The sequence below is a fragment of the Amazonocrinis nigriterrae CENA67 genome (genome assembly GCF_016056305.1).
In the GTDB taxonomy this organism is placed as follows: domain Bacteria; phylum Cyanobacteriota; class Cyanobacteriia; order Cyanobacteriales; family Nostocaceae; genus Amazonocrinis; species Amazonocrinis nigriterrae.
On sequence record NZ_JAECZC010000035.1, the window covers coordinates 11,687 to 30,528 of the forward strand.

General features: G+C 36.9%; 12 protein-coding genes and 1 pseudogene. 1 reads left to right on the plus strand and 12 read right to left on the minus strand.

Translation table 11 applies throughout. The features are described from left to right. The first annotated feature begins 476 nt into the window (after positions 1–476). Complete coding sequence (locus I8748_RS18150; RefSeq protein WP_198125972.1) at positions 477–1,985, plus strand: RtcB family protein; 1,509 nt, start codon at positions 477–479, stop codon at positions 1,983–1,985. 2,418 nt (positions 1,986–4,403) lie between these two features. On the opposite strand, the gene I8748_RS18155 is transcribed toward I8748_RS18150, so the two are convergent. The 12 genes and pseudogenes from I8748_RS18155 to I8748_RS18205 form a co-directional block, all read right to left on the minus strand. Continuing rightward, positions 4,404–5,933, minus strand: a complete 1,530-nt coding sequence (locus I8748_RS18155) for a hybrid sensor histidine kinase/response regulator (RefSeq protein WP_198125973.1) — start codon at positions 5,931–5,933, stop codon at positions 4,404–4,406. 20 nt (positions 5,934–5,953) lie between these two features. Then, positions 5,954–7,066 (minus strand): histidine kinase dimerization/phosphoacceptor domain -containing protein, encoded by a 1,113-nt coding sequence (locus I8748_RS36450; protein ID WP_449658028.1) that lies wholly within the window; start codon positions 7,064–7,066, stop codon positions 5,954–5,956. A 27-nt stretch (positions 7,067–7,093) separates the two neighbouring features. Further along, positions 7,094–7,918 (minus strand): annotated as a pseudogene (locus tag I8748_RS36455) (PAS domain-containing protein); the annotation flags it as partial. A gap of 838 nt (positions 7,919–8,756) precedes the next feature. Then, entirely contained in the window at positions 8,757–9,224 is a 468-nt protein-coding gene (locus I8748_RS18165) for a DUF2141 domain-containing protein (RefSeq protein ID WP_198125975.1), read from the minus strand. An 88-nt stretch (positions 9,225–9,312) separates the two neighbouring features. Next, on the minus strand, positions 9,313–10,308 hold the full coding sequence (locus I8748_RS18170) for an NAD-dependent epimerase/dehydratase family protein (RefSeq protein ID WP_198125976.1): 996 nt from the start codon (positions 10,306–10,308) through the stop codon (positions 9,313–9,315). Positions 10,309–10,434: 126 nt separating this feature from the next. Further along, the gene (locus I8748_RS18175; protein WP_198125977.1) at positions 10,435–12,321 is read right to left on the minus strand and encodes a TubC N-terminal docking domain-related protein; all 1,887 of its coding nucleotides are present in this window, start codon (positions 12,319–12,321) and stop codon (positions 10,435–10,437) included. Positions 12,322–12,454: 133 nt separating this feature from the next. Then, positions 12,455–12,760 (minus strand): acyl carrier protein, encoded by a 306-nt coding sequence (locus tag I8748_RS18180; protein ID WP_198125978.1) that lies wholly within the window; start codon positions 12,758–12,760, stop codon positions 12,455–12,457. A 204-nt stretch (positions 12,761–12,964) separates the two neighbouring features. Beyond that, complete coding sequence (locus I8748_RS18185) at positions 12,965–13,252, minus strand: 2Fe-2S iron-sulfur cluster-binding protein (RefSeq protein WP_198125979.1); 288 nt, start codon at positions 13,250–13,252, stop codon at positions 12,965–12,967. A 49-nt stretch (positions 13,253–13,301) separates the two neighbouring features. Continuing rightward, positions 13,302–13,502: a hypothetical protein gene (locus I8748_RS18190; protein ID WP_198125980.1), complete on the minus strand. Its 201-nt coding sequence runs from the start codon at positions 13,500–13,502 to the stop codon at positions 13,302–13,304. A 34-nt stretch (positions 13,503–13,536) separates the two neighbouring features. Then, positions 13,537–13,857, minus strand: a complete 321-nt coding sequence (locus I8748_RS18195; RefSeq protein WP_198125981.1) for a hypothetical protein — start codon at positions 13,855–13,857, stop codon at positions 13,537–13,539. A gap of 14 nt (positions 13,858–13,871) precedes the next feature. Continuing rightward, the gene (locus I8748_RS18200) at positions 13,872–15,533 is read right to left on the minus strand and encodes a PfaD family polyunsaturated fatty acid/polyketide biosynthesis protein (RefSeq protein ID WP_198125982.1); all 1,662 of its coding nucleotides are present in this window, start codon (positions 15,531–15,533) and stop codon (positions 13,872–13,874) included. A gap of 60 nt (positions 15,534–15,593) precedes the next feature. Beyond that, a complete protein-coding gene (locus tag I8748_RS18205; protein ID WP_198125983.1) occupies positions 15,594–18,833 on the minus strand; it encodes a PfaB family protein in 3,240 nt (1,079 codons plus the stop codon). Between the last annotated feature and the right edge of the window lie 9 nt (positions 18,834–18,842).

Sequence of the window (18,842 nt, forward strand, 5' to 3'; positions counted from 1 at the left end):
ATCAGGTAAGCAAATCAATTGAAAATAGGTAATTTTTTAATTAAAATTTCAGTATATTAGTAGCAGTCAAGCCTAATTTTTTGAGAAGATATCGCAATTTAATTTGCCTGCGATCGCTACATCTATTAGGGACAACTGGATTGTATACGGTGGACTAAAATGCACGTTTTGATTAACCTTACACCCCTTGCACTACCCCCTACATCCTGCCAAAAGCGAGGTTTCAGGTTTTCAAGCGTGCCATTCATCCATAAACCCTAGATATCCTGGGCGAGTTAGCGAAAACTTAAACTTGCCATCTTATGAAAGTGTGTGTTATTAAGGCTATATAACCAAAATTGTTAGAATAAACCTGTTGGTTTCCCCACAAATCTGGGACAACAACTAGCAAAACTACCCCAGACGCGGCTGCTGAACCCATGTCTCCTCAATCTCTTCAAAACAAAGGATCTTTTTAAGGCTCCCACGGAGTTTTCATGCAGCCAAAAAATCTTCAACGTCTCCTGCGTGCTTTAGCGCGGCAAGGTTTGGATGTAAATTACAGTAATCACACTTATTTCATCCGTTTAGTTAATGCTGCTGATGCCCCAGTAGCAGAAGTGTTATTGCCGGAAGGCTTTCCTGTAGAAGCCAAAGCACTGAAGCAGTTAGCAAATTTGGCAAACATTCGTCATCCAGCAGGGGGATGTGTCTGTCGTGCCTGTGCTACACCTGACTTTCACCCTGGTGATGCTGGTGTTGCTATTGGTTCAGTCGTAGAGACTGTGGATCAAGTCATCCCTGCGGCTGTCGGTTCTGATATCAATTGTGGAATGCGTCTACATGTTGCCGATTTAACAATTGATGAATTCTTGGCAAAGCGCGATTTATTTGTAGAACGCATGAAGGGGGATTATTTTTTCGGTACGCGTGATGTCACAATGACTGCTCAGACAATGCGAGCTTTGTTTCAGTATGGGGTTCCCGGTTGGATAGATGCCATGTTGGATAAGCCTACTGGGAGTGTAGTTAAGTCTGATGTAGATCAACTTGTTCAGGAGAGCGATGGCTGCGCCAACGCCAAGGGCGAACGCATCTTTTTAGGTGGTTCAATGGATGGTGACTGGAAACTTGCACCAGAAGAATTGGTTCCTGATGATGGGTTAGTACGCGATGGCGGACTGGCAACTATTGGTTCTGGCAACCATTTTGTAGAAGTGCAGCGAGTTGATAAAGTTGAAAATCGTGCCTTAGCCCACGCTTGGGGAGTGCGCGAAGGACAACTAGCTTTTATGATTCACTCAGGTTCTCGTAACGTGGGTAAATATATTGGCGGAATGTGGCGAGATCAAGCAAAGGCAACTTGGCCAAAAGGTTTGAAGCACCCAGAATCCCAAATTTTTCCTCTTTCTGTTCATTCCCATCCAGAACTAGTTGCTAGTTACCTAAAAGCTGAGGCCACAGCTGCTAACTACGGCTTTATCAACCGCTTATTATTAGCCGAACTGCTACGTTTACGTTTGCGTGATGTGTATGGTGATGTGGAAGCACCTTTAGTTTACGACTTGCCGCACAACATCACCTTGCCCCAAACTGAAGATGTAAAAACCTTGTATTCAAAGTCTCTACAATCTAAAATCCACAGGTGGGTAACGCGCAAAGGTGCTTGTCCCGCCCATGCAGGACAACCTGTGATTATCCCTGGTTCAATGGGTGCTTATTCTTATCTAATGGTGGGGAAAGGCAATCCAGTGTTTTGCTATTCTGCATCACATGGCGCGGGAAGAGTGCGTTCTAGGTTTGACCTCAACCGCAGAGGTGCATCTCAAAGTGAGGCTGAATTGGGACTAACTGGGGTAGACTGCATTACCTTGCGTGCAGAACGCAGGATTGAGGAAGCACCAGCAGCTTACAAGCCGATTCAATCTGTGATTGATGTACAGGTTGAGGCGGAAATGGTTGATGTTGTAGCGCGGTTGAGTCCGATTCTTACGTTTAAGGCGTGAGTAATTGTCAATTAGTCGAAGGCAATAAATTCTTGCAATTAGATTTGTTTAATGTAGTTCAAGAATTTATTGCCATTTAGCAGAGGATGACGATAAGCGATCGCCTTTTATCCTCTAAATAAAAATCCCCTGGTTAATACCAGGGGGTTTTCTGTAATATGCCATCGACTCTATTCCTACCAATGAGAATGCCATTTACAAGACCTTATTGCATCCATATAATGCAATAAATGCATAATTTTAATCCTTATTTTGCAATTACACTAGAAAATAAGGATTTATACTCAGGTCTTACGCAACTGGCGCATATCTTTGTGTCAAGAGTCAAGAGTCAAAATTCATTGACATTTTTGTAGAGTGGACACTGTTAATAGTTCGTTCAAAGCTTGATTTTTACATTGTTGGTAGTGTCCACCACAGGGTTGATTGAGAATAGTGCAAGATTTCAGTCTAGTTAAGTAAAAGGCTTAGTACTCAACTAAGCCTCCCAAGATTCTAGTGCTTAAGCAGACATCCAAAGTCAATTTAGATCTACTTTTGTGAAATTTCATCTTCCTCTAGATTTGTCTGAATACGTTCATGAGTTATAAATAGCTACCCAATCACTGAGAAAAAAGGCTTGGCTTAACCAAGCCTCTGCAATATACCAAGCATTTACTACACCAAGATTAATTTAAACTTACTCTTACTTTAGTTCATCCTCCTATAGGTTCTATGCAAATAGCCTAACAACTGATACGGCAGTACTCTTTTACTAAGAAAAAAAAGGTTTGGTCTTAAACCAAACCTAGATAATTGCTGTGCTTAACAACGTACTACATTAATTTAGACCTAGTTTTTTGGGAGTTCATCTTCCTTTAGTATGTGTCAAAACATCTTTAAAACTGCTAAGTCATTACTTTTTATAAGAGGATTTATTGATTTTCAGACAACTATAAGAATTTATAATAACTATGAAAAAGGCTTGGGCAATACCCAAGCCAATATGTATACCAGGTGTTTACCATATCTTGTTAATTTATATCTATTTTTATATCACTTCATCTACCTATTAGCTGTGTACAAATCTATGAAAATATGATAAGCATTAAACAACTTTAATTATCTTAAAATACTTGGCATCTACTAAAACTTTATCAATAAACAAGAGATGTATGACTTTGCTATAAATTACATTGATATATTATTTAGCTATGAAGTGTATCTTATCAATTGTGATTTTACTCAAAAAGAAGACCCTGGTTTTGTGCCAGGGTGGATACACGTTTTTCAGGCATTAACAAATGGGATCTTAACGCTGCAAAAAATTTATCTCCCCTATCTCTAGGTGGATAATCTCTTATCATTTTTGATTATTTGTTTGACATATTAACTATGCAATTGATATATGAAAAAGCTTTTCTAACTGCATAGCTTCTATACATAAACCTATTCTTGGAGACAAAATTTGAATGATACTTATTTTTTTGTCGGATACCTAAATATTATTAAAACTTATATAAAATAACTTTTTTCATAAAATAGGCTTGGCTAAAAACCAAGCCTATATATACCAAGAGTTTACCATATTTAGTTAATTTAGGAATACTATTATTGAAGTTCATCTATCTAAAGATTGTAACCAAATATCCAGAAAAGTGATAAGGGGATATCGAAATAATTTTATCAAGATAGGCTGAGTTACACACTGACTTTAAATATAATACCAGTGGTTCGATAGTTCGTATATTAAATAAGACTAATTTCAATTGTTCACTTGAGGATATCAAGTATAATTTGTAAGAAAAATCTAGACTCAAAACAAAAAAGTTCGTTGTAATAATAGTTAACAAGTTTAATCTAATACTAAGTATTTCAACAAAATCTAATTTTAAATTAGACTATGTAAATAGCCAGTTATGTATCCATTTTTTATCTTTTGATTGCTTTTTACAGCTATATAAGTTACAAGTAATTGTGGCATTAAAAAATACATAATAAAAAAGGCTTAGTGGCAAACTAAGCCTTGAGTAGAAGTAGAATCTATTAGAACAATTTAGCTATTAGTATTTAGTGATTCATCAACCAATAGAGGGATGTAAAAAAAGCTGAAATTAATATTACCTTCTTTTTTACTCATAAAAAAGGTTTAGCAGCAGCTAAACCTCTATAGAAAGCAGTTATTCGACACACCAGAATTAATTTAGAGCTACTCTTACTTGAGGTCATCTTCCTAAAGGATGTGTTGAACTAATTTGTAATATGGTAATTTATCTTTTGTAGCTTATTCAAACAACTAAAATTTTTACTCTAATTGCAAAGGCTGTCTAGTGGCTGAATACACTAGCTCAGCTAAACAAATGTAGATGTGAAAGCGACTTATCTAGAAATAAAAATATCGGATTTTGCGGGACTGCTTGATAAGTGTCACAAATATTACTAGAGAGAAGTAAAAACTAAATCAGTTAATTTGAGGGTAAACCTTGTCCATCCGTTGGTGCTTTCAACTTGAATGCTTCCTTGCAATTGTTGCACTAATTTCTGTACTATAGTTAGTCCTAATCCTGTACCACCTTGATTCCAAAAGTCGGCATTAGGAACACGATAAAATTTATCAAAAATTCGTGGTAGTGCTGCTGTTGGAATTTCTACTGAATTGCTGACAGTGATGATAGTTGCTGGAGGTGTTTCAGAGGAGTTGTGAGACACTGTTAAAAGAATTTCACCACCAGCAGGAGTATATTTGCAGGCATTATTGAGCAATTCTACTAAGATTCGTTCCAAGCAAGTGCTATCTGAGAACAGTGTTGGTAGATTTGAGGGTAGATGAAGTTGGAGGGTTTGCTGATGTTCCTGAACACGGGCTTGAAATGGCTCGATTACCCAAGGTAACCACTGTTGCAAGAGCAATGCGTCAGGGGCTAGAAGGATAAAAGATGAAGTTTGCAGTCGTTGTAAGTCCAATAGATCGTTGATCAGATCCATTTCGCGATCGCATTCGCTTTCCATCAGTTCTAAATAACGCTGAGCTTCTTCAGGGGTAGGAGAAAGTTGTAACATTTGTATCATCACTTTCATGTTACTCAGAGGCGATCGCAATTCATGAGAAACTAAATTTAAAAATTCATTTTTAATTTGGTTAAGTTCTTCCAATTGCGCTACAAGTTGCTCTTGTTCGATTTGCTTTTGTCGAGCCTCAATAGCCTTTTTATGCTCAGTTATATCCCGAAATATTAATACTGCGCCTGTAATATTATCTTTATCATCTTTAATTGGCGCAGCACTATCATCAATTGGTATTTCTGCACCATTTTTAGCTATCAAAATAGTTTCTATAGGTAAACCAACAATAGCACCATTTTCTATAACTTTTTTTATAGGATTTTCTAGAGGCTTACGTGTCTCTGCATCAGCTATATTGAAGATTTCTGATGAATTTCTCCCAAAAGCTTCTTCCTGTTTCCATCCTGTCAGTTTCTCAGCAACATTATTCATAAAAGTTACTGTTTCTTTGACATCACTAGCAATCACTCCATCACTGATACTTTTAAGTAATGTAGTTAGCCATTTCTGGTTAGCTTTCAATTGCTTTTCTAATTTGTGTTTTGTCAGTGCTATTTCAATATTAGTTTGTAATTCTCTCTCTTTGAAAGGTTTGAGTAAATACCCAAATGGCTCTGTAATTTTTGCTCTTTCCAAAGTATTATCGTCAGCATAAGCAGTTAGATAAATTATGGGAATATCCAAATACTTATGAATCTCTTGTGCAGCTTCTACTCCATCCATTTCGCCTTTTAGTCTAATGTCCATTAGCACTAAGTCAGGACGAATTTCTAAAGATTTATTAATAGCTTCTTGCCCTGAAGAAGCTATAGCAGGAACGGTATAACCAAACCTTTTGAGTCGATTTGCTAAATCTTTTGCAACAATTGCTTCATCTTCAACAATCAAAATATTTATGTTTCTCATTTTTACTATGTATCTAATTATTATGTTGGAAATCTAATCTGAAATTCTACTCCGTTATTGCTGTTAATTTTGATATCTCCAGCGAGTTGACTAGCTAAAGCATCTACTAACTGCCAACCCAATGAGGCTGTCTCTATAAAATTGAAGTTTGATGGTAAGCCAATACCGTTGTCACTAACACTTAGTAATATCTGACCTGCAACAATCTCTGTGATTTCAATGCTAATTTCACCTTCTCTACCTACTGGAAATGCATATTTTAAGGAATTGGAAACTAGTTCATGAATGATTAATCCACAAGGAATTGCCGTATCCAAACCTAGTAAAATATGCTCGTCTATATTTAACTTTAGGGTTATTGCACTTGCATTTACTTCGTAGGAAGTACGTAAACTTGCTACTAAATCTTGAACATATTCACTAAAGTTAATTCTTGCTAGGTCTGGTGATTGATACATTTTTTCGTGAATCAAAGCCATTGATGCGATGCGCTGCTGGCTTTGTTGGAATATTTCCATATCACTTTTGTCCTTGATATATTCAGATTGCAGACTGAGCAGACTGGAAATAACCTGTAAATTGTTTTTGACACGATGGTAAATTTCTTTCAATAGCACTTCTTTTTCTCGAAGCGATGCTTGCAGTTGCTCTTGTGATTTCTGACGTTCTTGCAAGGCGGCTTGACGTTCGCTAATATCTTCGACAACAGAAATAAAATATTTTGGCACACCAGAAGTTTCACGCAGTAAAGATACGGTAACGTTAACCCAGACTAGAGAATTGTCTTTGCGTATATAGCGCTTTTCCAGGGAGAAAGTTTGAATGTCACCTGCTAAAATCTGCTTAATATATTGCAAAGCGGCTTCTAGGTCATCTGGGTAGGTAATATCCTGGAAACTTCCCAACTGTAGTTCTTGGGGTGTGTAACCGACAATATCGCAGAGCCTCTGGTTAACTAATAACCAGCGTCCATCTATTGCCACATGGGCGATACCAACAGCAGCTTGATGGAATGCGGCGCGGAATCGCTGTTCACTTTCCCGTAATGCCTCTTCTATTCGCTGGCGCTCAGTGATTTCTGCCTGTAGTGATGCGTTGATTTTTGTTAGTTCTACTGTCCGTTGTTCAACTATGCTTTCTAAATGGTTGAGTAGGTTGCTTAAATCCTCTTCTGCCTGCTTACGCTCAGTAATGTCAGTATGTGAGCCTACCATCCGTACTACATTGCCATCGTCATCCCATAACGCCTGACCCCGATCTAAAATCCATTTGTAGCTGCTGTCTTTACATAAAACTCGATACTCATTAGTATAAAATGGCGTAATCTTAGCAAAGTGATCTTGAACTGCTTTTGTCATCAATTCAAGATCATCTGGATGCACTCGTGTTATTTTTTCATCTAAATAGTTGGAAATCTCGTAATCTTGATAACCGAGCATTTCTTTCCAGCGAGCTGAGAAAAAAACTTCATTGGTTTTAACATTCCAGTCCCAAATACCATCATTATTGCCGCGCAAAGCTAACTGCCAGCGTTGTTCATTTTCTATTAGCACTTCCTCAGCTCGTTTGCGTTCAGCAATTTCCTTTGCTAGTTGGTAGTTAGCCTCCTCTAGTTGGGCAGGGCTAGGTATAGTCAATGCCTTGGGTATTAATGATACTAGTTCTAGGGCTGTATATACAGATATAAAAGCAGTGATAGCTTTAATAAATCCTGATAGCCAATAGGTGGGATACCAAAGCGTCCACACATCCATCACATGAGTTGTGCCGCAAGCAATAATAAATGCGCCAAACATGAGAAAAATCCAGTCGAAAGGCACATCTCTTCGTTTGCGGACAAAATAGACCAGCATAACTGGAATCGAATAATAGGCAAGTGTAATTAGCACATCTGAGATGATATGCAACCATACTAATTCTGGCTTCCAAAGGTAGCAATGCCCGTGAGGAATAAACTCGTTAGTAAAAAAAAATTTTGTAAAAATTCAACCATAGAAACCTATTTATCTAAGAGTCTTCACTTAAGTATAAAACATAAGTCGAGATTTTCAGTATAGCCTTTAATTATGTTGTTATAAGGCATATTTATGCCTTATACATGATATTTTTTAACTGATTAACTAACTTAATAATGTAATATTTATTGCCATTAATGTATTGCGATCGCCGAACCATTCTAATCGTAAATGCCCTGAGAAAAATTTTTAACTACATAATCAAATTAACAAATTTCAGACTGCTACTCTACTTGTATATGCAATTCATAACATAAGCTATTACGAAAGCTGCATAGGTCAGTATTGTCTGTAACAATTTTAGCAGTTATATAAGGATTATGTACGACGAAAGCAAGTGACGTGCAAACTACAGCACTTGCTTTGGCTGTCAGCAAAGCTGCTCAATAGACTGTCTACCTGAGATCCTTACAGGTCACGTTAGTTCCAACGCTCGTTCCTCACTACCGCTTCGCGCTTCGCTAACAAACACTACGTAAATATTTGCAACACATAAATCGGCTCTTTGGGACGTACAACTGTACGCCCCTACTCATGTATCTGTATCAGGTATTTCGTGAAATGATATAAATCCTGAGAACTGATGACTTTAATCAGCCATTGACCTTTACGAGTGATTATGACGTTCAGATATGTCTGAGATGATCAAATAGATTTATTCATCAAACTAACATCACTATTCCGCAGAATAAATACTGCTGTAAGCAACTCCCTTTTTACCAGCTAGAGAAGCTATATTAACAATTGACAGCTAAGAGTCAACAATCTCCAGCGGTTGTTATCAACAAAGCCTTTAAAAAAATTGAAGCTATGGATCAAGCGAATATTTGATCACAATGTTGATTTTTGTATCTTTTTTCAGCGGAAAACTTGCTTGTTGAAACTTTGGCGCACCTGTTCTTGCTGAGATGGTGGGATTCTTGGAAACACCAAAACCTTCTTGTGGAATACCAAGGAAGTTGCTGTTGAGTTTGTAATCTCCATTTTGATCGTCTACTACGGCGACAGCATAAGTTCCAGGCTTTAAACCTTGAAAATTCTTGGTTATGGAACTTCCTGTAATCTTAACGCAGCCACTTTGGACTTCACTAGTATCACTGAAGGGAAATCCTTCTTCACCAGAGTAAACTCTCAGGCAAACTTGACCTTTTTGGTGATGTATTCCTTTGACTACAACAGTCAGTTTTGCAGTAGGTTGTGCATTGACTGGTATGGCGAAGTTGAGGTTTACTAAACTAGAGATAAGAAAGAATCTGAATTGAGATGATTTCAGCATAATCTGGTAAGTTAAAGTTGAGGATGCTTGCAATTACCTGCGCCCATATCATAGATAATCAAATATACTTTTTTCATTTTTTTTATAATTATATTAATTTTTGAATTTCGGTTTTTTGTAACCATTCTTGTGTGCGTTGCATTCCTTCTTCAAAGTTAATTTTTGGTTTATAATCTAACAAAATCTGGGCTTTAGCAACAGAATAAACATGAGGACGAGACATAAAATCTACCGACTCTGGAAGGACATCGGCTTTTTTACGAAAAAGTTTTTGTCCCTGATGGCGTAGCTTTAGAAACAACTTCATTTCATCTTTTGGTAAAGACATAGGTGTAGGTAAACCTTCCATTGCCGCTAGACGGATGAAGTAATCTTTCCAAGAAGTCTCTTGTCCGTCGGTGATATTGAAAATTTCTCCATAGGTTTCTTTTTCTATTGCTAGAAAAATGGCGTCAATGAGATTGTCTATATAGACATGATTGATTACTCCTTTACCATCATTCGCATAGGCAAATAATTTTTGACGCATCATGAGAATTGGTCGGACTATCCAGGGAATACTCCCTGGCCCGTAAACATCACCGGCGCGAATAATGATCACACCGAAATCTGGTGGTGTATTCAGTGGTAAAATTTCTGCTTCGGCTTCTATTTTTGTCTGACAGTAGGGATTATCTTCACCACAGAGTTGCCCGGATTCGGTGATATTCTCAGGATAATTAAAGCCATAAACTAACACACTCGATAGATGCACAAAAGTTTTAACACCAGCATTTTTAGCAGCTTTAGCTATATTGGCTGTGCCGATAACATTAATTTCTCGAAAATCCTTCAGTGAACCCGCTTCTTGGGTAATTTGAGCAGTATGTAAAACGATGTCCACTCCTTGACAAGCTTTTTGAGCAATAGGTGGATCAGTAAGACTGCCAACAATTATTTCAGCACCCAAATTTTGAGAATTTTCGCGATTATCTTTTTGCAATCCGCGAACTTTCATTCCTTGCACTATGGCTAACTCGGCTGCACGCAAACCAATAAATTCATCAATTCCAGTGATGAGAATAGTTTTGTTTTTAATGTTCATTTATTGGAAGTTATAGCTATAGAAAATTGATGTTAATTAGTCTTGATTAATGAAAATAAATTCTTGCTTTTATTAGTTGATTTCTAGAGCTATAAAGACAGATGAAGTGATTATTTTTTGACTAATTTAAATTCTGCGATCGCTCAGCTTTGCCTTCAAAGACATAAAATGTTTTCCACCTAATTCAATTTGATTTTCTCTACACCCAGTCTTCAATCTTTCAACTAAATACTCCAAGTCATGAGCTATAAAATTAGTACCATGATCTGGTTCTACTAAACTCACTAAAGCTATATCTTTCACTGATTGTTTAGCTAACTGATAAATACCCAAAAAGTTAAATACTCCTGATTCATAAGTTCCACAAGGTACTGAAGGGTTGTCAACTCCAACACAATATTCATTCGGTTTAAACCATTCAAATGCTGGATACCCGTGGAAATGAACAATTGGGGCACCATTTTTAATTAACTCTGGTGCATACAAAGCAGCAGCAAGGCTAATACCAAGCATTACATAAACATCATAAGAAGGCTTGATATCTACTAATTGATGATCAATTCCTTGAGGTAATTGTAGTAATAACCTATCAGTCAAACCAATTCTGAGGATGTCACTTTCAAGACTCAAGTTTGTTTTATTTGAACCAGAACGAGCGCTTAAAACCCAGACATCAGGAATTTGCTGAAATTTATATTCTCCGCCTATCTTAGTTTTTAAATACCGTCTACCTATTGAATTTTGCCGAACATCATCATTGCTAAATTCTGCAATAGGATATAAGCTTTCCCAATCTTTCTCTGTTATTTCCTTTTCACCAAGATAGTGTGGTGGCTCTACATAAGCAACAAAACCATAAGAGACACCAGTTCTTCCATTAACAATGATATCAACAATATCTCTATGAGACTGTCTTTTAATTACTTCACTCAGCTTGTAACCTGGGGGAAACAAATTTGTATCAGCCAAATGATTACTTAATGCCACTAATTGTTTGGCATAATGGGAATCTATAAAATTGTAATTTCCTATTTTAAATTTGCTGAGGGGTAAAGGTAAAATAGGAACATAGATCTTAGGAATGAGCGATTGTAGTACAAAATTATCTAATTCGTTTGTAGAAAATACAGAATCAGACAAATTCATGTTTAAAATAGAAAACTTATCAGAAGCAATTCCAATAACAATTTCTGAAAATGTTCTAACCAGAGTATTCAATCCAATCTTAATCTTTTGTTGATACGATGTTTGTGAATCAACAAACTCCTGATCTAAGTCTGTAAGTACGATTACTTGAGTGTTTGTTGGATCTTCAATGTATTTAGCTGCATATTCTTCAGCCCAACTAATTAATCGAGCAATTCGTGAAACTGATACTTTTTTACCTTTTAAAATAAAGCGAGAATAGCTTTGATAAAACTTTTCTGCTATAAATTTCTTTCCTATAACGCATAAAGATAGTGGTATTTCAACATCAATTACAGCATGAATGCCAGTTTTAACAACTCTGGTTTTAATATTCTTCTTCCAGTTAATCAAAGGTATTTGTATTTGATAATCAAACTCTTTTGTAGCTTCTTCCCAAGATTTAATTGTTACTCCATATGACTGCATTTGCTGCTTTAATTCTGTTCTAAATCTCAAAATCTCCTCATTATTGTATCCATTTGGTAAAGGTCTAAATGTAACAGTTAGCCTTTGAGCCATTAATTTTGGATCGATAATTGGTTGTTTACACTTTTGATTTAATCCGTCTCCAGATTCTCCAATTAAGCGACCAATTGTTTGCAAATTCAAACCCTTAGCAAGTGGTATATCAGTAGCGCTACTATCCACATTGCTTCGTGAGACATCACGCAGTAATGCTAGAATTTCTGTTTTGTAAGTCATCAGTTCTGCCTGTATTTCTGGCGTGATTACTCCCTTTGGAGAACGAATATTTAGTTTGTTGTTATCTACTGATAGTTGGACACCCTGTTGAGTAAGGTTGATCACAAAATCTGATGGGTTCATAGTTTGAGAAACTCACGATTATTTAAAAATTTGGTTCTGATGTCTATTTGATTTGACTTTTGAACGCCAGTTGCACGGCTGTCTGGCGACCGAACGCACTGGCTTCTTTTGACTTACGGCAGTAGTTAGGTATTCAAATCTCAAAAAACTCTGACTGCGAAACTTCAGATTCTTCGGCTAAGCGCTGGGAAAGCGTTTCTATAGTGGGGTAATGCCACAATAAAATCGGAGATAGCTGAAAGCTAAAAAACTTCTCCGCTTGACTAACAAGAAGCATTGCTTGCGCTGATTCTAGACCGTAACTGTCTAAAGGCTGTCGTACATCTATATCATCGGGTTTGACTCCTAACTGCTCTGAAATATGAGAGACTAACCAAGCTTTAATTTCATCTGCGGTATAAGATTGCTTTTTAGTTGCATCATCAAGAGACTGGCTCATTTGCACACCTTGTAAGTACAATAAATTGGATGTAAACTTTTTATAAATAGGATATAAAAAGTTGATGTATATATCCTATTTACAATTGATGTAATGGTTACATGATTTTAATGTTTTAGGAAAATAAATAATAGAAAAATCTTTGAGATTTTGCTACTGTTTTGTGTATACAAAATGTATGTCGGGTCAAATTAGATTTATCGGTTAATTAGCTACTCGAATGCAAATATCACCCTTTATTACACATTGACAGCCTAGGCGAGCATTAGGATTTCCTGGAGCTAATAAATCAAGTAATCTCTGCTCTTCTTCCATGACAGAAGCAAGATTCTCCATTCCATTGACAACTTCTATGAGGCATGTTTCACAGGCAATATTGCGGCAACCAAATAAGATGAAACTAGGATGCTCATCACAGACCTTAGTTAACTGTTGATTTGCTTCAACTTGAATTATTTTTTCGTTGTCTTCAAAATTGATAGATACTATCATTTATCAACTCATCAAAATTATAAAACAGGGTTAATATATCTAGCAACTGTTAGGCAACTTCAATAAGTATTTGAATCTTCTTAGTTACCAGAGTATCTTTGTAACGCTCATAGCGATTACCTAGCTTGCTTGTATTTAACTCTAATCCCAGTTCTTTGATAACGCGTTCTAAATGATTCTTGATATCCTGTTTCGCGGCAGAGTATAGTATATACGGTTCTAAAAGACCAAATATGATCCATCTCCTCATTAGTTTCTTGATGAAGAATCATGTATTCGTCTGATTATGAAGAAAAAACTTTTTTGGCAATATTCATGTTGGATATAATAGACTGGGATTCGCTATTCGCAACAACCTTATAGAAGTTAGCAAAAACTGCTGCGGATAAAATTGGCATTTGACGAGGATTCAAGGAAGATAAATACTGAAAAATCGGTATAGGTAAGGGAATCATTCCAGGATGAAAGTACAGTTTTTCTCCTTTAATTCCATGCTTGCTGAGAGCTATAGCAAGAGGTTTTAATTTTAAAGGCTGAGTATGTGCCTGCTCAAAAAGTTTATTTTGAATTTTGGTGATTCGATTATTAATTTTAACAGTATTCATCTAATTGTCCTCCTTTATTTAAATCTAACTGGGCGATATTCACTGTAACAATCAGGTATTTGCAATCCTTGAATTTTCAAACTTTGTATGCGATATAAAAATAAAGCTCCTGTCATAATATGCTGAGCTATATCGGCTACTCGGCGATTCTGTGCATCAGACAAGTAGGAACCTCTTACCCAGTCATTGAAGCTACCCATTGCAGGGCCACACCAAATTTGATAATCCATCTCTCGCCCTTTTTCCCCGAAGTTAGACCAACGAGATGATAATCCTAGATACCAGCGGAAAATCAGAGCCATTTTCAGTTTGGGATTATTAACTGCTTTGGTTAATTTATCAGGACTTCGTTGAGATAAATAACTAACTGTCTCTTCCCAAACTGCTTCCAAGCTCTTTTTCAAAATTTGTTGTTCTAATTTATTTTTTTCTGCCAAGGGTATATCTTCAATTGAGTCATAGTTTTTGTATAAATCAAACAGTTTTTGTGCCCTTAAGGGAAAGAGAGTTCCTCGTTTGAGAACTTGAAGCTTTACCCCCATTTCAAACATATCTGCCGCTGGAGCCATCATTACATCGGCCATTTCGGCTTGAGCTAGTAATTGTTTAGTATATTCAGAAGTTCCGGCTTCAATACAAGACTGGTTAATTGAGCCTGTCACAACATAAGCAGCCCCCATCATAAATGCGGCTAATGCTGATTTGGGAGTGGCAATTCCTCCTGCTGCTCCCACTCTCACAGGATTTTTATAATCAAATTTATTTTGAATTTCATCTCTCAATTCCAGGATAGAAGGTAACAAACAAACTAGAGGACGATTATCTGTATGACCACCAGAATCTGCTTCTACAGTAATATCGTCAGCTAGGGGAACTTTTTCCGCTAGGGTTGCCTGTAATTCACTGATCAGATTTTGCTCAACTAATTGCTTCAAAATTTTTGTAGGAGCAGGTTGCATAAATTTACTTGCAACTTCTCTCCTCGAAATCTTGGCAATAATTTTATTTTTGATTTCGATTTGATTCGCTGAATTCAAACCCAATCCAGCAGCTCGATAGTAGACAATATTATCAGTCAAATCTAAAAAAGCAGAAGCTTCTATTGTCCTGACTTGATATTTAAGATACAAATTCACAATACCGCGTTCCACAGCAGGTTCACTGGGGCTGTGAAGTAAGTTAAAAGCGTAAGGCCCTTGTGGTAAGGCTTGTTGAATACAGTTTATAGCTGTTTCGACACGAGAAGGAGACAAACCACCGGCGCCAAAAGTACTTAAGATTCTCTCTTTTCCTAGAGCAATTACTAACTCTTCAGAAGCAATTCCATGAGCCATTGCACCGGTGGTATAAGCAAATTTTACATGATGAAAGTCTAGGAAACTGGGATCGCCTAATTGTTGAGGTGACAAAGGTGGAACAGTTACGAGTGTCTCAATCTGTTCGGTTTTACTATTCTGGGAAATATCCAGATAACCTTCGTTAGTTACACCAATTTTGCCTTCATATCTGATAATATAACAAGGTTTATCTAAATTCAAAAGTTTAGATTCAATCCCAACTTCATCAAATGATACAGAATTTAAGACACCTTGCCAATTTTGATTACCAGCATGAAAAAACCTTGATGTTTTTAATTGATGAGTATTGTTGTTCAGTGCTTTGTCTGTACCAATCACGTTTTTAGCCCTCTCATACAAAAAATGGTTACGATAATTTTCTTAGTTTGTTAGCAGAATTCATTGGTATAAATTTTGGATACAAGACATTTGTAACTTAATTATGTTGCTCATTTGTTGTAGTGAGTCTTGTCGCGTTTGTAAAAAAATCGCGTGAGATTTTGTAATTCTAGATGCATTTTCACTTAGCCTTTGATAGTAAGGGCTGTGTAAATCTGACAAATAGACTTCGTTAACCAAATTGGAATTTGTAGAGCTAGGTAAATTGTATTTACCGTTTTCATGTTCAGTTAAAAAATTTGTATACACTTGTGGCTTTTCTACAGATTGAGCATTACCTGTGGGTAGTGGTAAACTAGTAAAAATATTGCCATTTTTGACAGCAATTTCATTTTGTTGAGTTTCTGCATTAATGAAGCCATGTACAGAAGTTTTGATATAATTTGGTATTAAGGAAGGATTCATTTTTGTAAATTCCTTTAAATCCATTAAATCTAAGTATCTAGACTGAGGTTTATTGTTAAGGCGATCGAAAGATTTAGCTGCTGTATCTTTATCAGTGTTTTCTAAAGCTATATTTTTTACCCTAGGTTGACTTGGAGTATAATTTTTTGGAACTTCCAAACTGCTCAAACTTCTCTTTTGCGTTTGAGAATACAGCGGTGATAAATCAATATCAACTCGGTGACTGACGAGTTTTGCTAATGCTTTGATAATAGATGTATGGTCATCTATTCCTCTTTTGTTGAATGACACTGTGAGGTGTTCTTTTTGCTTGAGGTTCTCGCTAATCCATCTCGAACAGTTACTACCAACACCTACTTCAATAAATATTCTAGAGCCATCTTCATAAACACGGTTAATAAGCCGAGCAAAATCAAGTTCTTGGCAGAGATTTGTAGCAATGTTGTGTCCAATGGTATTACTATCAAGAGTAATAGGCTTGTATTCTGCTGCCGAATAAAAAATAGTTTCTGGTACGTTTTGAATAGGTAAGGTACTAACTTTAACGAGTTCATTGTACTCAGAATGCATTGGTTCGCAATGAATTACATGATTGATGGGAGCAGGTAAAGCATTACAATTTAAGGTTTTAATTACCCTCTGACAAGCTTGGGCTTCACCAGCAATCACAACTTCTTGTGGTGTATTAATCAGGATCAAATATACGCGACTCTCGTGTTTGATTACTTCTTTAACTTGAGATACTGGACACAACAGAATGTAGTTTTTCCAAAACTCTTCGCCTTGATAATCCTGTTTTTGAGGCAGTCCCCAATTCTCACGCACTGCATTTTTAGGGCCAGATAGACGTGTTTTAAAAAGAGCAGATGAGTTTAAGCCATCACTGCCATCTTGATAGCTCAAGCTAGTCCAGATACCTTGAGCTATCATCATGCTGATTTCACCTAGGCTATACCCAAAGACACATTGGGGTTTAATTTGGAAATAATTCTCTAAAATTCCAGTCATAAGTCTGGCAAACAGCATTTCGGATTCCAGCATTCTAATGGGATTATCTAGCAATTGCTGTTCGAGGGCTTCTAGTTGTCTTGTTGATAATTTTTTGAAGCTTCTAGGATAGAAAAATTTCTCTACGTTGGCGACACGACTATAAACGTTTTTGATGATCACATCATCGTAAACTTGAGGAAATAAACGAAAGAGATTCCGAGCTAGTCCGATATAACAAGTAAAAGACCCGGAGTAAACGAAAGCGATTTTACCTAGTTTACCCTGTGGATTTGCTGTAAAGTAGCTGCCTGTAGGAGTTAACCAATCTTTTCCTGTCTCGAAAGCAACTTTAACTCCTTGAATTGCCCGTTGAATTTCTTTTGTTAATTCGTCTTGATTACGTCCAAGAATTGCCAGAGTATAAGTTGCGTTTTGATGCTCTTGAAAAGCCGTAAAATTCAAGCTAGCGGCAGCAGATAAGGAAGAGCTATTTTCAATAGTTTGTTGGAGGCTACAAATCTGGTTTAATAAAGTTGATTGATCATCAGCTGCGATCGCAAATAAATAAAAAGGCATTTGCTCTAAATATTTACTGCTGTGCTGTTGCTGATTTGGTTCCTCTGACAAAATTACATGTACGTAACTGCCATCTATCTCCATACTATTAATGGCAGCTATTCTTTTTGTGGCTCCTTTTTCTAAAAACCACGGTCTTGATTCACAAGCTACATAAAAAGGGCTGAAGCTCCACCCTTCGGGATTTTTGGGGCTAGACCATTGCGGAACTGCGGGAATATAGCGATGATACAAGCAAAGTGCAGTTTTGATTAAACTCACTATTCCCGATGCTGCATACGTATGACCAACATTGGCTTTTACACTGCCAATTGCACAAGTTAAATTTTGTTCAGAAGTCCAATATGCGGACAGCAAACCCTCAATTTCTGACTTATCCTGCTGCTGAATTCCACTACCGAAAACTTCCAAATAGCCAATGTCTGTTGGTTTGATAGCTGCTAAATTAAAAGCTGTCTGACAAGCTTGGGTTACTGCTTGTGAGTCAGAGATAGAGTTGTCTTTGCAAAGACTGAGGGCATCAATCACTGCATAGATGCGATCGCTATCTTGTTTTGCTGTATCGTAAAGTTTCAGCACTACAGCAGCTGCACCCTCGCCTATCATCCAGCCATTGACGTTTTTGTCATAACTGAGGGTATTTACACCGCTGTTGACTTGTGCAGTGCAATTGCGTTGTACAACGCTAGCGTAACTTCCTCCAAGGTCTACAGCACTGACCAAAACAGCGTCTACTTCTCTGACAGTGAGTAATTTTTGTGCTAATTCCAAAGCTTGGAATACGGAATTTTCTTTAGCATTCAGCTTAAATGAGGGGCCAGCAAAATTCCATAAACTGGAAATATAACTAGCTAGTCTATTTTCACTGTCACTTATTGCTTCTGTAGCTGTTGCGATTGCCACTGCTAATCTTGCTCCTTGATGCAGTCGCGCATCTTTGAGGGCATTATCAGCTACTTTCAGCATCAACAGTTCTTGGGAGTTAAATTTATCCACCTCCTCTGGCTGTATTTGCAAAGATAAAGCTTCGTTTTCCAAATCTTCAATGTATGCACCTAATGGTGGCTTGCCACTTTCAAAGCCATAGTTTTTCAGTAACTTTTCTTCTAGATATACTCCTTGCCATCGATTAGGAGGAAGGTTAATAAAGTGTTGATTTCCCTCATATATACTGCGTTCAAAATTATCCAATCCCTTGCAGTTTCCTAAAATGCAATCCATCCCAACAATTGCAATTTTGGGAATTTCATTTTTGGCAAATCTATTCATTACCTATCT